Below are 15,001 nucleotides of genomic sequence, written 5' to 3' on the forward strand. Positions count from 1 at the left end.
CGGTTCGGCCGGCGGCCACTGTGTGCGCGGGAGGGCGGTGCCGCCCGTCACCGCCAGCCGGCCGCTTCCAGCACCGCGGCCGCGGCCTCGTCGACGCGGTGGTGGGTGGCGTCGACCGTGAAGTCCTCCACCCGGGCCCGGTCGAGGATCCCGTCGAGCTCCCCCGATCTGTCCAGGTGCCACCGCAGCGCTTCGGGCTCGTCCGCGTGGCGCCGGGACAGCCGCTGCCGGACCACCGGCAGCTCGACCCGGAGCCGGCACACGGACAGGTCGACACCCACCGCCTTCGCGCACTGCTCCCGGTCCTCCGCGTCCTCGACGACGCCCGCGAGAACGAGCCGGGTGACGCCCGCATCGAGGTAGTTGCCGACCATGCACCTCAGGTTGCGCACCAGCAGGGCGAAGTTGAAGCGGTCGTCGGCGGGCGCGGGCCGGCTCCGGCAGAGCCAGTCCATGTCGATGACGGCGTTGGGCACGCCGGAGCCGGCCAGCAGATCTCCTGCGGCGTCGGCCACCGACGTCTTGCCGACCCCGACGGTGCCGGTGATCAGAAGGGCGCGGGCTTCCGGAGCGCTGTCGGTTCGCATGGCCGGGAGCCTACGGCGACCGACGGTTCACCGGTGACACGGGCTCAGCGTCCGGGGCCCTACTCGTAGTCGTACACCGTCACGGCTATGCCCCGGCTCAGCAGCCGACGCTCGATCAACGGCTCTGTCCGGGACCACTTACCGCCTGCGAGGCCGCATCCGATCCGGGGCATGTGTTCAGCCCGCCCCGTACAGCGCCTCGATGATCTGCGTACCCTTCGTGGATCACCCGGCGGCTCCCAGATGGGTCAGGGCCCGGCGGCGAGTACTGCGGTCTCCTGCGCCTCGGCGGTGCCGGAGACTTTCACAACAGTGGTGAGACAGCAATACTGTTGAACTGGATTGGTGCACACGGATGCGGACAGTGCCGTCGGTACAGGCATAACCGGGGACGGCAGTGCCCAGCGGTCAGCAGCGAGGAGCAGACATGGCGACCGGAACCGAGGAGCCGACGCTCACTGTCGACGAGCTGGCGGCGCGCGCCGGAGTGACCGTACGCACCGTGCGTTTCTACAGCACCCGGGGGCTGCTGCCGCCCCCGGTGATCGGGCCGCGCCGGGTCGGGCACTACGGGCACGACCACCTGTCCCGTCTGGCACTGATCGAGGAGCTTCAGCACCAGGGCATGACGCTCGCCGCGATCGAACGTTATCTGGAGCAGCTGCCGCCCGATCTGAGCGCCCACGATCTGGCGATCCACCGGGCGCTGGTGGCGTCCTGGGCGCCGGACTCGGCGGAGGAGGCGACCCGGGCGGAGCTTGAGCGGCGCGCGGGGCGGGCACTGACCGAGGAGGACGTGGACCGGCTGGCCGCGATGGGTGTGCTGGAGCGCGCGGAGGCGGCGGACGACAGCTTCCGGGTCGATCCGGGGATGCTGCGGCTGGGGGTGGAGCTGCTCGACGTACCGATCACCAACGAGACGATCCTCGCGGCGCGCACGGTGCTGCTGGAGCACACCCGCTCCGCTGCGCACGAGCTGACGCGGCTGTTCCGGGACGAGGTGTGGAACCCGTACCGGGAGCGGGAGTCGGACCCGGAGCATGTGGCGGCGATGAAGTCGCTGTCGGCCCATATGCAGCCGATGGTGCTGCAGGCTCTGGTGACCGCGTTCCAGCGGTCGCTCAAGGAAGAGCTGCGGGCCGCGTTCACGGCGGAGTGAGCCCCCGCCGCAGGCGGCCGCAGCGCCTTCCCGGCGTGCGGTCCGTTACGAGACTGCCTCGTCCCACAGCTCGGTGGTGTGGGCGTCGATGAGTGCGCCGATCCGGTCGAGGAAGGCATCGGAAGGCTGTGGGTCGAGGCGGCGTCCGTCGCGCAGCCGTACGGCGACCTGGTCGTCGGCGGCTTCCCTCGCCCCGATCACGGCTTGGTAAGGCACCAGGCGGTCCTCCCGGATTCGGGCGCCCAGGGTGCCGCGTTCCGGCCCGGCGATCTCGGCCCGCAGCCCACGGTCGGTGCAGCGCTCGGCCAGCGCCACGGCGTTCGGCAGTTCCGCCTCGGAGATCGGGAGGATCGCCAGCTGGGTCGGGGCGAGCCAGGCAGGGAAGGCGCCGCCGTGCTGTTCGATGAGATGGGCGACGGCCCGCTCCACGCTGCCGATGATGCTGCGGTGGACCATGACCGGCCGGTGCTTCGCGCCGTCCGCGCCGATGTAGTGCAGGTCGAACCGCTCGGGCTGATGGAAGTCGACCTGGACGGTGGACAGGGTGGACTCCCTGCCCGCACCGTCGGTGACCTGGACGTCGATCTTCGGGCCGTAGAACGCCGCCTCGCCCTCCGCCGAGTCGTAGGGCAGGCCGGAGCGGTCGAGTACCTCGGTGAGCAGTGCGGTGGACCGCTGCCACTTCTCGGGCGCGGCCACGTACTTGCCGCCGGGGCCGGGGAGGGAGAGCCGGTAGCGGGCCGGGCTGATGCCCAGTGCCTGGTACGCGCTGCGGATCATCTCCAGGGCGGCCCGCGCCTCGTCGGCGACCTGGTCCAGGGTGCAGAAGATGTGCGCGTCGTTCAGCTGGATGGCCCGGACGCGGGTCAGCCCGCCGAGCACGCCGGACAGTTCGGAACGGTACATGCCGCCCAGTTCGGCCATGCGCAGCGGCAGCTCGCGGTAACTGTGGGAACGGGAGCGGTAGATCACCGCGTGGTGCGGGCAGAGACTCGGCCGCAGGACTACCTGCTCCGATCCCAGGTCCATCGGCGGGAACATGTCGTCGCTGTAGTGCGACCAGTGCCCGGAGATCTCGTACAGCTCCCGCTTGCCCAGCACCGGCGAGTACACGTGCCGGTAGCCGGCCCGCCGCTCGGCGGTGCGGATGTACTCCTCCAGGGTGTGCCGCACGGTCGCGCCGTCGGGCAGCCAGTACGGAAGTCCCGCGCCGATCAGCGGGTCGGTGTCGAACAGGGCCAGTTCGCGGCCCAGCTTGCGGTGGTCGTGCATGGCGGTCTCCTCGCGGTCATCGGGCGAGTGACCTCCCCCACGCTCTCGGCTTCGCTCGAGCAGTGAGGGACCCCGTGCCGAAGCCCCGGGGCACTCGCCCCGGGGCTTCGGACTGAGACATCTGTCAGCGCGCCGGGACACTCTCCGGCGTCGTCGTCATGGCAGCGCGCTTCATGGCGCTGACGCTAGCAGGGTGTCCCGCTGTCCACCCGGTATTTTCCGGCCGGAGGATGCGGATACCGCAGCCTCCGGCCGGTACGTGGCCCGCTGGGGACGCCGGTCAGTCGTGGAAGGTCTCGCCCTTCTCGGCCTTCTCCACCAGCAGCGCGGGCGGCAGGAACCGGTCGCCGTACTTCTCGGCGAGTTCCCGGGCGCGTGCCACGAAGCCGGGCAGGCCGCCCTCGTACCCGTTGATGTACTGGAGCACGCCTCCGGTCCACGGCGGGAAGCCGATGCCCATGATGGATCCGATGTTGGCGTCGGCGACCGAGATGAGGACGTTCTCCTCCAGGCAGCGCACGCTGTCCAGTGCCTCGGAGAAGAGCATCCGCTCCTTCATGTCCTCGAACGGGACGTCGGCGTCCGGCTTGGCGAAGTGCTCGCGCAGCCCCGGCCACAGCCCGGCCCGCTTGCCGTCCTCGCCGTACTCGTAGAAGCCCGCGCCGCCGCTGCGTCCGGCTCGTCCGAACTCGTCGACCATCCGGTCGATGACCGCGTCCGCAGGGTGCCCGGCCCAGGTGCCGCCCGCCTCCTCGACCGCGCGCTTCGTCTCGTTGCGGATCTTGCGCGGCAGGGTCAGCGTCAGCTCGTCCATCAGCGAGAGGACCTTGGCCGGGTAGCCGGACTGCGCCGCGGCCTGCTCGACCGACGCCGGCTCGACGCCCTCACCGACCATGGCGACGCCCTCGTTGATGAACTGGCCGATGACACGCGAGGTGAAGAAACCGCGCGAGTCGTTGACGACGATCGGCGTCTTCTGGATCCGTCGGACCAGGTCGAAGGCGCGCGCCAGGGCCTCGTCGCCGGTCTGCTCGCCCTTGATGATCTCCACCAGCGGCATCTTGTCGACGGGCGAGAAGAAGTGCAGGCCGATGAAGTCGGCGGGGCGCTCGACCCCCTTGGCGAGGACCGTGATCGGCAGGGTCGAGGTGTTGGAGCAGAGCAGTGCGTCGGGCTCGATGATGTCCTGGATCTCCTGGAACACCTTGTGCTTGAGCGCGGTGTCCTCGAAGACCGCCTCGATGACGGCGTCGCAGCCCGCCAGATCGGCCGGGTCGCCCGTCGGGGTGATACGGGCCAGCAGCTCGTCACGCTTCGCCTCGGTCGTACGGCCCCGGGAGAGCGCCTTGTCGAGCAGCTTCTCGCTGTAGGCCTTGCCCTTGGCGGCCGCCTCGGTGGAGACGTCCTTGAGGACGACCTCGATGCCGGCGCGGGCGCAGGAGTACGCGATGCCGGCGCCCATCATCCCGGCGCCGAGGACGGCGACCTTCCTGACCTGGCGCTCCTCGATGCCCTTGGGACGGTTGGCGCCGGAGTTGACGGCCTGGAGGTCGAAGAAGAACGCCTGGATCATGTTCTTCGAGATCTGACCGGTGACGAGCTCGGTGAAGTACCGGGCCTCGATGGTCAGCGCGGTCTCGAAGTCGACCTGGGAGCCCTCGACGGCGGCGGCCAGAATGTTGCGCGGCGCAGGCATGGGGGCGCCCGCGAGCTGCTTCTTCAGGTTGGCCGGGAAGGCTGGCAGGTTGGCGGCGAACTTCGGGTGGGACGGGGTGCCGCCGGGGATCTTGTAGCCCTTGACGTCCCAGGGCTGCTGGGACTCGGGGTGGGCGTCGATGAAGGCCCGGGCCTTGTCGAGCATCTCCTCGGGTGTGGCCGCGACCTCGTGGACGAGGCCGTTCTCCAGGGCGCGCTGCGGGGTGTACTGGGTGCCCTGGAGGAGGACCTTCAGCAGCGCGTCGGCGACGCCCATGAGGCGTACGGTCCGGGTGACGCCGCCGCCCGCGGGCAGCAGGCCGAGGGTGACCTCGGGCAGGCCGATGCGGGAGCCGGGCGCGTCGAGCGCGATGCGGTGGTGGGAGGCGAGCGCGATCTCGTAACCGCCGCCGAGAGCCGCTCCGTTGATGGCGGCGACGACGGGAATCCCGAGGGTCTCGATGCGGCGCAGCGAGCCCTTGATGGCGGCGCCCGCGTCGAAGGCGTCCTGGGCGTTCTCCGGACCGACCTTGATCATGTCCTTGAGGTCGCCGCCCGCGAAGAAGGTCTTCTTGGCGGAGGTGTAGATGATGCCGCGGATGGCGTCCTTCTCGGCTTCCGCGCGGTCGGCGACGGCCGCGATGGAGTCCTTGAAGGCCTGGTTCATCGTGTTGGCGGACTGGTTGGGGTCGTCGAGTACGAGGGTGACGACGCCGGTCTCGTCCTGTTCCCAGCGGATGGTCGTGCTCTCGGTCATTGCTGTGTTCTCCGTAGGCAAGGGGTGGCCGGGGACGGTCAGAGACGCTCGATGACGGTGGCGACGCCCATGCCGCCGCCGACGCAGAGGGTGGCGAGGCCGTACCGCTTGTCCTGGCGCTCCAGTTCGTCGATGAGCGTGCCGAGGATCATCGCTCCGGTAGCGCCGAGCGGGTGTCCGAGCGCGATGGCGCCGCCGTTGACGTTGATCTTGTCGAGGGAGAGCCCCATGTCCCGGGCGAAGCGGAGGACGACACCGGCGAACGCCTCGTTGATCTCGACGAGGTCGATGTCGTCGATGGTGAGTCCGGCCTTGGCGAGGGCCTTGCGGGTGGCGGGGGCGGGGCCGGTCAGCATGATGGTCGGCTCGGAGCCGGAGACCGCGGCGGAGACGATCCGGGCGCGCGGCGTGAGGCCGTACCGCTCACCGGTCTCCTTGTTGCCGATGGCGACGAGGGCGGCGCCGTCCACGATGCCGGAGGAGTTGCCCGCGTGGTGGACGTGGTCGATCTTCTCGACCCAGTGGTACTTCTGCAGCGCCACGGCGTCGAAGCCGCCCAGCTCGCCGATGGTGGCGAACGAGGGCTTGAGGGCGGCCAGCGAGTCGGCGGTGGTGCCGGGGCGCATGTGCTCGTCGTGGTCGAGGACGACGAGGCCGTTGCGGTCCTTGACCGGGACGACGGAGCGCGCGAAGCGGCCGTCCTTCCACGCCTCGGCGGCCCGCTCCTGGGAGAGCGCGGCGAACTCGTCGACGTCGCGGCGCGAGAAGCCCTCGATGGTCGCGATGAGGTCGGCGCCGACGCCCTGCGGGGCGAAGCCGGTCTCGTAGTTGGTCATCGGGTCCATCGCCCAGGCGCCGCCGTCGGAGCCCATCGGCACCCGGGACATCGACTCGACACCGCCCGCGAGGATCAGGTCCTCCCAGCCCGAACGGACCTTCGCTGCGGCCAGGTTGACGGCTTCCAGACCGGACGCACAGAACCGGTTCTCCTGGACGCCCGCCACCGAGTCCGGGAGTCCGGCGGCGATGGCGGCGATCCGGGCGATGTCGGAGCCCTGGTCGCCGAGCGGGCTGACCACGCCGAGGACGATGTCGTCGATGGCGGCCGGGTCCAGCCCGGGGAAGCGGTTGCGGATTTCGTGGATGAGGCCGACGACGAGGTCGATCGGCTTGGTGCCGTGCAGGGCGCCATTGGCCTTGCCGCGGCCGCGCGGGGTGCGGATCGCGTCGTAGACGAATGCTTCGGTACTCAAGACAGCAGCCTTTCGAGGGTGGTCGATCGTCGGGGTCAGGCGAGCAGCGAGCGGCCGATGATCTCCTTCATGATCTCGGTCGTTCCGCCGTAGATGGTCTGGATGCGGCCGTCGGTGAACGCCTTGGCGACCCGGTATTCCGCCATGTAGCCGTAGCCGCCGTGGAGCTGGAGGCAGCGGTCGGCGACGCGCTTCTGCAGCTCGGTGGCCCACCACTTGGCCATCGATGCGTGTACGGCGTCGAGTTCGCCGTTCGAGTGGTCGACGATGCACCGGTCGACGAAGGTCCGGGTGACGGCGCACTCGGTGGCCATCTCGGCGATCTCGAAGCGGATGTGCTGGAGCTTGGAGAGCGGCCGCCCGAAGGCTTCGCGCTCCTTGACGTACTGGGTGGTGATCTCCAGGAGGTACTCGGCGGCGGCGATACCGGCGAGCGCTATGCCCATCCGCTCCTGTGCCAGGTTGGTCATCAGGTGGATGAACGCGCCGTCGCGCTCACCGAGCAGGTTCTCCTTGGGGACGCGGACGTCGTTGAAGAACAGCTCGGCCGTATCCTGGGACTTCTGGCCGATCTTGTCGAGGTTGCGGCCCCGCTCGAAGCCCTCCGTGCCGCGTTCGACGACGATCAGCGAGAGCCCCTTCGCGCCGCCCTCCGGGGTGGTCTTGGCCACGACGACCACCAGGTCGGCGAGGATGCCGTTGGAGATGAACGTCTTGGAGCCGTTCAGCAGCCAGTGGTCGCCCCTGTCCTCGGCGGTGGTGCGGATGCCCTGGAGGTCGGAGCCCGCGCCGGGTTCGGTCATCGCGATGGCGGTGATGATCTCGCCGCTGCAGAAGCCCGGCAGCCAGCGCCGCTTCTGTTCCTCGGTGGCGAGCCCGGTGAGGTAGGGGCCGATGATGTCGTTGTGCAGGCCGAGAGCGAGTCCGGGGGCGCCGGCCCGGGTGAACTCCTCGGCGAGGACGGCGCTGTAGCGGAAGTCGGTGGTGCCACCGCCGCCGTACTCCTCGGGCACGGCGAAGCCGAGCAGTCCCTGCCGGCCGGCCGCGAGCCAGGCCTCGCGCGAGACGATGCCGTCCTTCTCCCACTGCTCGTAGTGCGGGAGGACTTCCTTGGTCAGGAAGGTCCGGACGGTCTCACGGAACGCGTCGTGCTCCTCGGTGAAGATCTGCCGCTGCACTGCGGGCCCCCTAGAGCCAGTTCTTGACGGTGGAGATCAGCCGGGCCGGATCGGGACCGACCGGGATGACGTTGAGCATGGTGACGCCGGACTCGCGGAACGCCTCGATGCGGTCGCGTACGTACCCCTCGGGTCCGCACAGCGACATGAGCTCGCAGAATTCGTCCGGGACGGCGGCCTCGGCCTCCTTCTTCTTCCCGGAGAGGTACAGCTCCTGGATGAGCGCGGCTTCCTTCTCGTATCCGTAGGCGACGGCGAGGTCGTTGTAGAAGTTCTTTCCCTTGGCGCCCATTCCGCCGACGTACAGCGCGATCTGCGGGCGGGCGAGGTCCCTGAGCGCGGCCGCGTCGTCGCCGATGGCAAGGAGTCCGCCGGCGACGGTCTGCAGCGGGCCGCGCGCCGGGTCGCGCTCGGCGGCGCCCTCGGCGAGGACCGTGCCCCACACCTGCTGGGCCTTCTCGGGGAGGTAGAGGGTGGGCAGCCAGCCGTCGGCGATCTCGGCGGTCAGCCGGACATTGGCGGGGCCGAGCGAGGCGATGTAGAGCGGGATCTCCTCGCGCACCGGACGGGTGAGGATCTTCAGGGGCTTGCCGAGCCGGCCGCCCTTCTCCTTGGGCAGCGGCATGTCGGTGATGCCGTGGTGGTCGATGACTTCGCGGCGCCAGATCCGGCGGCACAGTTCGACGGTCTCGCGGGTCCGGCCGAGCGGCTTGTCGTACGCCTTGCCGTGCCAGCCCTCGACGACCTGCGGCCCGGACGCGCCGAGCCCGAGCAGCGCCCGGCCGCCGGAGATCGCGTCGAGTCCGGCGCCGGTCTGGGCGATCAGGGCGGGGGTGCGGGAGTAGACGTTGAGGATCGCCGCACCGATCTTCATGCGTTCGGTGCGGGCGGCCAGATAGCCCATGAGGGTGGGCGAGTCGAAGCCGTAGGCCTCCGCGACCCAGACGGCGTCGAGTCCGGCGGACTCCAGGGCAGCGACCTGGTCGCAGGCCTCGCGCGGGTCGCCCGCGTAGTTCAGCGGCAGGGAGAGTTCCATCAGTCGGTGGTGTCCTTCCGGGGCCGGTGCATGCTCGGTACGTCCCAGTCGCGGGCGACGTCCTCGGTGTCCGCGCCGGGCTGCGCGGGTCCGCTGCGTACGGAGACGGGTGTGGCGGAGAAGCGGGGTGCGGGAGCGGGCTGGGTGAGGCCGCCGTGTTCGACGAAGGTGGAGCGGGCGGCGAGGTGCGGGTGATGCGGGGCCTCGCGGAGCGAGAGGACGGGGGCCACACAGGCGTCCGTGGCTTCGAAGACCTCGGTCCACTCCGCGCGCGTCCGGGTCCTGAACCGGTCGGCGACGGCCGTGCGCAGCTCCTCCCAGCGGGTGACGTCCTTGCGGTCCGGGGCCCGGTCCTCGATGCCGAGGAGCTTGACGAACTCGTCGTAGAACTGCTGCTCCAGCGGGCCGACCGCCATGTACTGGCCGTCGGCGGTCTCGTACGAACCGTAGAACGGACAGCCGCCGTCCAGGAGGTTGGAGCCGCGCCGGTCCTGCCAGCCGCCGGCCGCCAGCATCCCGTGGATCATCGTGGCGAGATGGGCGGCGCCGTCGACAATCGCCGCGTCGACGACCTGGCCCGTGCCACCGGGGGTGCGGGCGTGCTGGAGGGCGGCGAGGATGCCGACGACGAGATAGAGCGAGCCGCCCGCGTAGTCGCCGACCAGATTGGCGGGGACGGTGGGCGGCTCGCCGGGCTTGCCGATCATGGAGAGCGTGCCGGTGAGGGCGATGTACGCGATGTCGTGTCCGGCCCGCTCGGCGAGTGGCCCGTCCTGGCCCCAGCCGGTCATCCGCCCGTAGACGAGCCCGGGATTGCGGGCGAGACAGGCGTCGGGGCCGACGCCGAGGCGTTCGGCGACGCCCGGCCGGTAGCCCTCGATCAGGATGTCGGCGCGTTCGACCAGGTCCAGGACACGGTCCGGGCCGTCCTCGGCCTTGAGGTCGACGAGCACGGAGCGTTTGTTGCGGTTGGTGAGGTCGTACGCGGGATCGATGCCTAGCCCCGGGCCGGCCGGCCGGTCGACCCTGACGACATCGGCACCGAGGTCGGCCAGGAGCATCGCGGCGAACGGGCCGGGGCCGATGCCCGCCAGCTCCACCACGCGTACGCCCGCCAGCGGGCCGTGCTCCGTCGTTGCCATCAAGCCCCCAGCGGTGTGACACAACTGATGTAACAGCGATGATGCTAAGAACGTGCCGCGCTCCGCACAACCCTTTGAGCCGAGCAAGCGCTTAGTTCTTTCCCCTGGATCCTCCCTCACGATCGCCGCCCGGCTGTACACCGCCACGACCCCCTCCGCTAACCTCTGCCTGCTACATCGGCGCCGGCCCCTGCGGAGGCACTCATGAACAGGCAGAACGGGGCACAACGCCCCTACGACATAGTCCTTTTCGGTGCCACCGGCTTCGTGGGTGCCCTCACCGCCGAATATCTCGCCGCCCACGCACCCGACAGCTGCCGCTGGGCGCTGGCCGGCCGCAGCCCGGCCAAGCTGGCCGAGCTGCGCGACCGCCTGACCGCGATCGATCCGCGCTGTGCGGACCTTCCCCTGCTGCACGCCGACGCCGACGACCCGGACGCGCTGCGCGAACTCGCCGAATCGGCGCATGTGGTGGCCTCGACCGTGGGTCCGTACGTCTGGTACGGCGAGAAGCTGGTCGCCGCCTGCGCGGAGGCCGGGACGGATTACACGGACCTGACCGGCGAAGCGGAGTTCGTCGACCGGATGTATCTGGAGCATGACGCGCGGGCACGCGAGACCGGTGCCCGGCTCGTGCACGCCTGCGGCTTCGACTCGGTACCGCACGACCTCGGGGTGTACTTCACCGTCCAGCAGCTGCCGCAGGACGTGCCGCTGACGATCGACGGTTTCGTCCGCAGCAATGCCGTCTTCTCCGGCGGTACGTTCGCATCCGCGCTCACCGCGATGGGCCGCGGCCGGCAGATGCTGCGCGCGGCCCAGGAGCGCCGGCTGCACGAACCACGCCTGGTCGGCCGCCGCGCCCGCGCATCGCTGGGCACCCCGCACTTCAATGCGGAGACCGGCACCTGGGCGCTCCCCCTGCCGACCCTGGACCCACAGGTCGTCGAACGCTCGGCGCGCCGACTGGCGCGGTACGGGCCCGACTTCCGCTACCGCCACTTCGCCTCGGTGAAGCGCCTGCCGGTGGCGCTCGGCGGCACGGCTGCGATCGGCGCCCTCCTCGGCATGGCTCAGTTGCCGGCCACACGGAACTGGCTGATGGGCCGGTACGAACCGGGGGCGGGCCCGGACGCGGAACGCCGCAGGCGGAGCTGGTTCACGGTGCGTTTCGTCGGGGAGGGCGGCGGCCGCCGGGTCTTCACGGAGGTGTCCGGCGGTGACCCCGGCTACGGCGAGACGGCGAAGATGCTCGCACAGTCGGCGCTCTGCCTCGCCCTGGACGAGCTTCCGCCGACATCGGGGCAGGTCACCACGGCCGTCGCAATGGGTGAGGCGCTGCTGGAGCGGCTGCGCGGGGCCGGGCTGCGCTTCCGGGTCGCGGCGGTCCGCTGAGCGGACCGGCCGCTCGACCCGTCGCGGGAGAAGTGGGCAGGACGGAGCTGCCGGTCAGAGCATCCAGGACACGAGTGTGCAGATCATCGCGACGGCCCACACGACGCCTGCGAGGACGCCGAGGGTCATTCCCACGGCGAGGCGCCGTTGGGCGACGTAGACGGTTCCGGTACGTGCGGACGTTCGATGATCGTTCATGTGTGCAAGGGTGCCGGTCATGATCGGCAGGCGGTATCCGTACACATACTCAGGTGCGGGCGGCCGTGCGCACTCAGGCGGTCGCTTCCCGGAGCGCCTGCCTGCACAGCGCGTCGGCCCTGCGCGTGGTCTCCGGCTGGCGGAAGTCCCTGGCCAGCAGGAGTGTGTGCGCACAGGCGTTGTCCAGGCCGGTCCGGTGTCCGACCGAGACGTACACCGGTTTGGTGCCGTCCTGGGTGCGCAGCGCCCGTCCCACCTCCTCGTCCCCGTCGAGGAGCGGCGAGGAGTCGCCGCGCCGGGGGCCCGGCTGTTCGTACGTGAAGGTGAACGGGTTCTTGGCGACGCCGATGACGGGAAGTCCGGTGAGGACGCCCAGGTGACTGGCGAGCCCGAAGCGGCGCGGGTGCGCCCTGCCGTATCCGTCGCAGACGACGAGACCGGGGTCGACCGGCAGGGCCTCCAGCGCGGCCAGCACGGTCGGGATCTCCCGGAAGGCGAGGAGTCCCGGGACGTACGGGAAGGTGACCCGTCCGACGGCGGTGGTCTCCGCGACGACGTCCAGAGTCGCCGCGTCGAGCACGACCGCCGCCGCGACCACGACATCGCGCTCGTCGTCGTAGGCGACGTCGACACCGGTCGCCCGACCCGTCCCGGGCGGCGGTCCCGGCTCGTCGAGCACCACGCGGGCGCGGAGGGTGTCCTGGATGGCACGGGCTTCGGCCGCGTCGGCGGGTGTGCGGAAGGTCGTCATGGTGCCGACCAGCTTAGAAGTCCCGTCCGGGCGGGCTCCGATGCGGTGTCGACAAGGTGACATTCATGTTCGTGCTCGAGTTGACCTACACCGCCCCCGTCGAGCGTGTCGACGCGCTGATGCAGGCGCATGTCGCCTGGCTGGACACGCAGTACGCGGCCGGTGTCTTCATCGCGTCCGGCCGCAAGAACCCGCGCGAAGGCGGTGTGATCCTCGCTGTGGGGGACGACCGCGCGCAGATCGAGAAGATCGCGGCGGCCGACCCCTTCGCGGCCGAGGGCGTGTGCGCGTATCGGATCACGGAGTTCATCGCGACGAAGACGTCGGACGAACTCGCCCCGCACCGGCAGCAGTTGCCCTGACGACGGGCCCTGAGGGCTCTCCCGTAATCCCTGGCGGATCAGCACGCGGCGTCGGATGCGGTGCATCGCAAGGCGGAGGAGCATCCTCATACCGGGCGTATTCGGGTGTTCCGACAACGGAGGGGGTACCCCCGTGCCGTTGAGGCTACGGGGGAGAGGTGCCGTAGCTGTCGTCGCGCGCCCGCCAGGGATCACGGGACAGCCCTCAGGGTGATCCGAACGAGAGGCCCTGGCCCTGCCGGGCGATCCGCCCCTTCTCGCCGGCCGCCCAGCAGCCGCCGACCGGTGTGCAGTCCACGGTGTCGTACGAACCGGTGTCGACCGTGCGCCAGGTGCGCCCGCCGTCCGTCGTCACGTCCGTCCCGGTCGGGCCGACGGCCAGTGCCGTCGAGCGGGTGTGCGGAACCCAGGCGACACCGGAGCGGTAGGCGGGCGGCGCGGTGGTGGACCGCTGCCAGCTGCGGCCTCCGTCGCCCGTGACGGCGGCGGCGTTCGGCGAGGCCTGGTCGGCCCGGTAGTCACCGCCGACCGCGATGCCGTGCGTACGGTCACGGAACGCCAGGCCGAAGACGCCTCGGGCCGGGTCTCCGGCCGGGATCGTCGAATCGGTCGCCGTCCAGGTCAGCCCGCGGTCGGCGGAGTGCAGCACCCGGGCGGTGGCCGCGCCGCCCGTCGCCAGCCAGACGTCCTTGGACCCCGAACTGACCAGGCACTGGCCGCCGGCGGCGAACCCCGCCTCGCCTGCCTGTGCGTCCGGCATCCCCGCCGTGGGCAGCACCTTCCAGCTGCGGCCGCCGTCCGCGGTGGACAGGATGCGGAATTTTCCGTCCACCGGGTCGCTCATGGCGACGCCGTGCCTGCTGTCGAAGAAGGTGATGCAGTCGTAGAAGGCGCGGGCGTCGGTGTTGCGGAAGGACTCGGTCCAGGTGGTCCCGCCGTCGTCCGTACGGAACACCCTGGAGGCGTCGCCCTCCCCGATGGCCAGTACCACCGCGCGCCGCGCGTCGAAGGCCTCGATGTCGCGGAACTCCAGGGCCGCCTCCGCCGCGCCGGGCGGCGCCACGTCGCGCCAGTGGCGGCCTCCGTCGGTGGTGCGCAGAACCGTGCCCTTCGAGCCCGCGGCCCAGGCGGTGCGGTTGCTGACGGCGGCGAGGCCGCGGAAGCGGGCGTCGGTTCCCGTCTCCGTGAGCGTCCAGGCGGGCCGGTGGCCGGGCCCGCGCCCCTCCCCCGGTGCTGCCTGCGCGGCCGGAGTGGCCAGTGCGGCGGTCAGCGCCGCCCCGCACACTCCCCATGACATCAGTCGTCTCGTCGTCCCCTTGAACCTCATGGCGCAGGAAGCTAACCGACCGTCAGCGCGCCGTCCAGGGTGCGCCCCCTCGAAGCGGACATCCGATCGCGGCGGCGTCGCACGGTGACGCAGCTCACGTTGTCACCAGTGCACGGTTCGGAGACTTCTGTCGTCTCTGTCGATGCCGGTTACCGTTCATCCGGCCCGAGGGGGAGCGAGTCGTGTCCATCGTTATCGAGCAGTCCGTGCAGGCACGCATGGTCGCGTCGGCGCCGCGCATGGAGACCCTTCCCGCCACGCTGCAGTACGACCGCAGGGACCCGTTCGCCGTACGCATGGCGTTCCCTGCCCCGGCGACGCTGGAAGGCACCGAGGTGGCCTGGGAGTTCTCCCGCGAACTGCTGTCGGAAGGCATGGACGCGCCGGCCGGTGTCGGGGACGTACGGATCAGGCCGTTCGGTTACGACCGTACGGTTCTGGAATTCCATGCCGCCGAGGGCATCGCGATGGTGCATGTCCGCACGGGGGAGCTGCGCCGCTTCCTCCGGCGGGCGCAGGCGTTGGTCCCGCCGGGCGATGAGCACCGGTACCTGGATCTCGACCGCAGTCTGGCGGACCTGCTCGGCGGAACCTGCTGACCCGGACTCCCCCGGCGGCTCCACCGGCCCGGGTTCCGCCGCACCCGTCGGCGCGGCCCGGATCGACGTAAATCGTTTGCTGTGCCGCGAGGTCCGCTCGTACCGTTCGTGACGTCCTTGTTGTCGTCGGATCGGAGAAGGACGTTGCTCGTCTGAGGTCGTGAGACACCGCGTCGCGCGCCGTGTCCGGACAGTTCATGCCCGTTCATGTCTGTCATGTCTGCGCGCCCGGGTGTGACCTCAGCTCTTCGAGCCGTCCTCCGCAACCGGGGCTCCTCCTTGGCCGCGCG

The 15,001-nt window shown here is 70.7% G+C and carries 14 protein-coding genes and 1 pseudogene; 4 read left to right on the forward strand and 11 right to left on the reverse strand.

The genetic code is table 11. The annotated features are described in order from the left end of the window. Nucleotides 1-47: 47 nt before the first annotated feature. Together OHB49_RS07605 and OHB49_RS07610 are read right to left on the reverse strand one after the other, a co-directional pair. Complete coding sequence (locus OHB49_RS07605; RefSeq protein WP_030979752.1) at nucleotides 48-587, reverse strand: hypothetical protein; 540 nt, start codon at nucleotides 585-587, stop codon at nucleotides 48-50. A 59-nt stretch (nucleotides 588-646) separates the two neighbouring features. After that, a pseudogene (locus OHB49_RS07610) lies at nucleotides 647-763 on the reverse strand (Appr-1-p processing protein); the annotation flags it as partial. A 251-nt stretch (nucleotides 764-1,014) separates the two neighbouring features. Here OHB49_RS07610 and OHB49_RS07615 point away from each other — a divergent pair. After that, a complete protein-coding gene (locus OHB49_RS07615) occupies nucleotides 1,015-1,746 on the forward strand; it encodes a MerR family transcriptional regulator (RefSeq protein ID WP_313940213.1) in 732 nt (243 codons plus the stop codon). Between the two features lie 45 nt (nucleotides 1,747-1,791). Here the strand turns inward: OHB49_RS07615 and thrS are convergent, their stop codons facing one another. The 6 genes from thrS to OHB49_RS07645 all read right to left on the reverse strand — a co-directional run bounded on the left by thrS (nucleotide 1,792) and on the right by OHB49_RS07645 (nucleotide 10,079). Continuing rightward, nucleotides 1,792-3,081 carry a threonine--tRNA ligase gene (gene thrS / locus OHB49_RS07620; protein ID WP_443079647.1) on the reverse strand — a complete coding sequence of 430 codons (1,290 nt, stop codon included), beginning with the start codon at nucleotides 3,079-3,081 and terminating at the stop codon, nucleotides 1,792-1,794. A 217-nt stretch (nucleotides 3,082-3,298) separates the two neighbouring features. Continuing rightward, complete coding sequence (locus OHB49_RS07625; protein ID WP_329158964.1) at nucleotides 3,299-5,470, reverse strand: 3-hydroxyacyl-CoA dehydrogenase NAD-binding domain-containing protein; 2,172 nt, start codon at nucleotides 5,468-5,470, stop codon at nucleotides 3,299-3,301. A gap of 38 nt (nucleotides 5,471-5,508) precedes the next feature. Further along, nucleotides 5,509-6,723, reverse strand: coding sequence for an acetyl-CoA C-acetyltransferase (locus OHB49_RS07630; RefSeq protein ID WP_313940210.1), 1,215 nt, complete (start codon nucleotides 6,721-6,723; stop codon nucleotides 5,509-5,511). Between the two features lie 35 nt (nucleotides 6,724-6,758). After that, a complete protein-coding gene (locus OHB49_RS07635; protein WP_030979747.1) occupies nucleotides 6,759-7,901 on the reverse strand; it encodes an acyl-CoA dehydrogenase family protein in 1,143 nt (380 codons plus the stop codon). Nucleotides 7,902-7,911: 10 nt separating this feature from the next. Beyond that, a complete protein-coding gene (locus tag OHB49_RS07640) occupies nucleotides 7,912-8,937 on the reverse strand; it encodes an LLM class F420-dependent oxidoreductase (protein WP_329158966.1) in 1,026 nt (341 codons plus the stop codon). Then, entirely contained in the window at nucleotides 8,937-10,079 is a 1,143-nt protein-coding gene (locus OHB49_RS07645; RefSeq protein WP_329158967.1) for a CaiB/BaiF CoA transferase family protein, read from the reverse strand. Before OHB49_RS07645 ends, OHB49_RS07640 begins: the two co-directional genes overlap by 1 nt. A 204-nt stretch (nucleotides 10,080-10,283) precedes the next feature. Here OHB49_RS07645 and OHB49_RS07650 point away from each other — a divergent pair, with 204 nt between their 5' ends. Next, a complete protein-coding gene (locus tag OHB49_RS07650; protein WP_329158969.1) occupies nucleotides 10,284-11,474 on the forward strand; it encodes a saccharopine dehydrogenase family protein in 1,191 nt (396 codons plus the stop codon). A 54-nt stretch (nucleotides 11,475-11,528) separates the two neighbouring features. On the opposite strand, the gene mmpA is transcribed toward OHB49_RS07650, so the two are convergent. After that, a complete protein-coding gene (mmpA, locus tag OHB49_RS07655) occupies nucleotides 11,529-11,672 on the reverse strand; it encodes a morphogenic membrane protein MmpA (RefSeq protein WP_329158971.1) in 144 nt (47 codons plus the stop codon). 73 nt (nucleotides 11,673-11,745) lie between these two features. Further along, nucleotides 11,746-12,423: an endonuclease V gene (locus OHB49_RS07660; protein WP_329158973.1), complete on the reverse strand. Its 678-nt coding sequence runs from the start codon at nucleotides 12,421-12,423 to the stop codon at nucleotides 11,746-11,748. A gap of 65 nt (nucleotides 12,424-12,488) precedes the next feature. Between OHB49_RS07660 and OHB49_RS07665 the strand changes: the two genes are divergently transcribed. Next, entirely contained in the window at nucleotides 12,489-12,785 is a 297-nt protein-coding gene (locus OHB49_RS07665) for a YciI family protein (protein ID WP_329158974.1), read from the forward strand. A 205-nt stretch (nucleotides 12,786-12,990) separates the two neighbouring features. Here OHB49_RS07665 and OHB49_RS07670 read toward each other — a convergent pair whose 3' ends face one another. After that, nucleotides 12,991-14,112 carry a WD40/YVTN/BNR-like repeat-containing protein gene (locus OHB49_RS07670; protein ID WP_329158976.1) on the reverse strand — a complete coding sequence of 374 codons (1,122 nt, stop codon included), beginning with the start codon at nucleotides 14,110-14,112 and terminating at the stop codon, nucleotides 12,991-12,993. Nucleotides 14,113-14,294: 182 nt separating this feature from the next. Between OHB49_RS07670 and OHB49_RS07675 the strand changes: the two genes are divergently transcribed. Next, nucleotides 14,295-14,711, forward strand: coding sequence for an SsgA family sporulation/cell division regulator (locus tag OHB49_RS07675; RefSeq protein ID WP_329158977.1), 417 nt, complete (start codon nucleotides 14,295-14,297; stop codon nucleotides 14,709-14,711). The last annotated feature ends 290 nt before the right edge of the window (nucleotides 14,712-15,001 follow it).

Origin of the sequence: Streptomyces sp. NBC_01717, assembly GCF_036248255.1 — a bacterium.
In the GTDB taxonomy this organism is placed as follows: Bacteria; Actinomycetota; Actinomycetes; order Streptomycetales; family Streptomycetaceae; genus Streptomyces.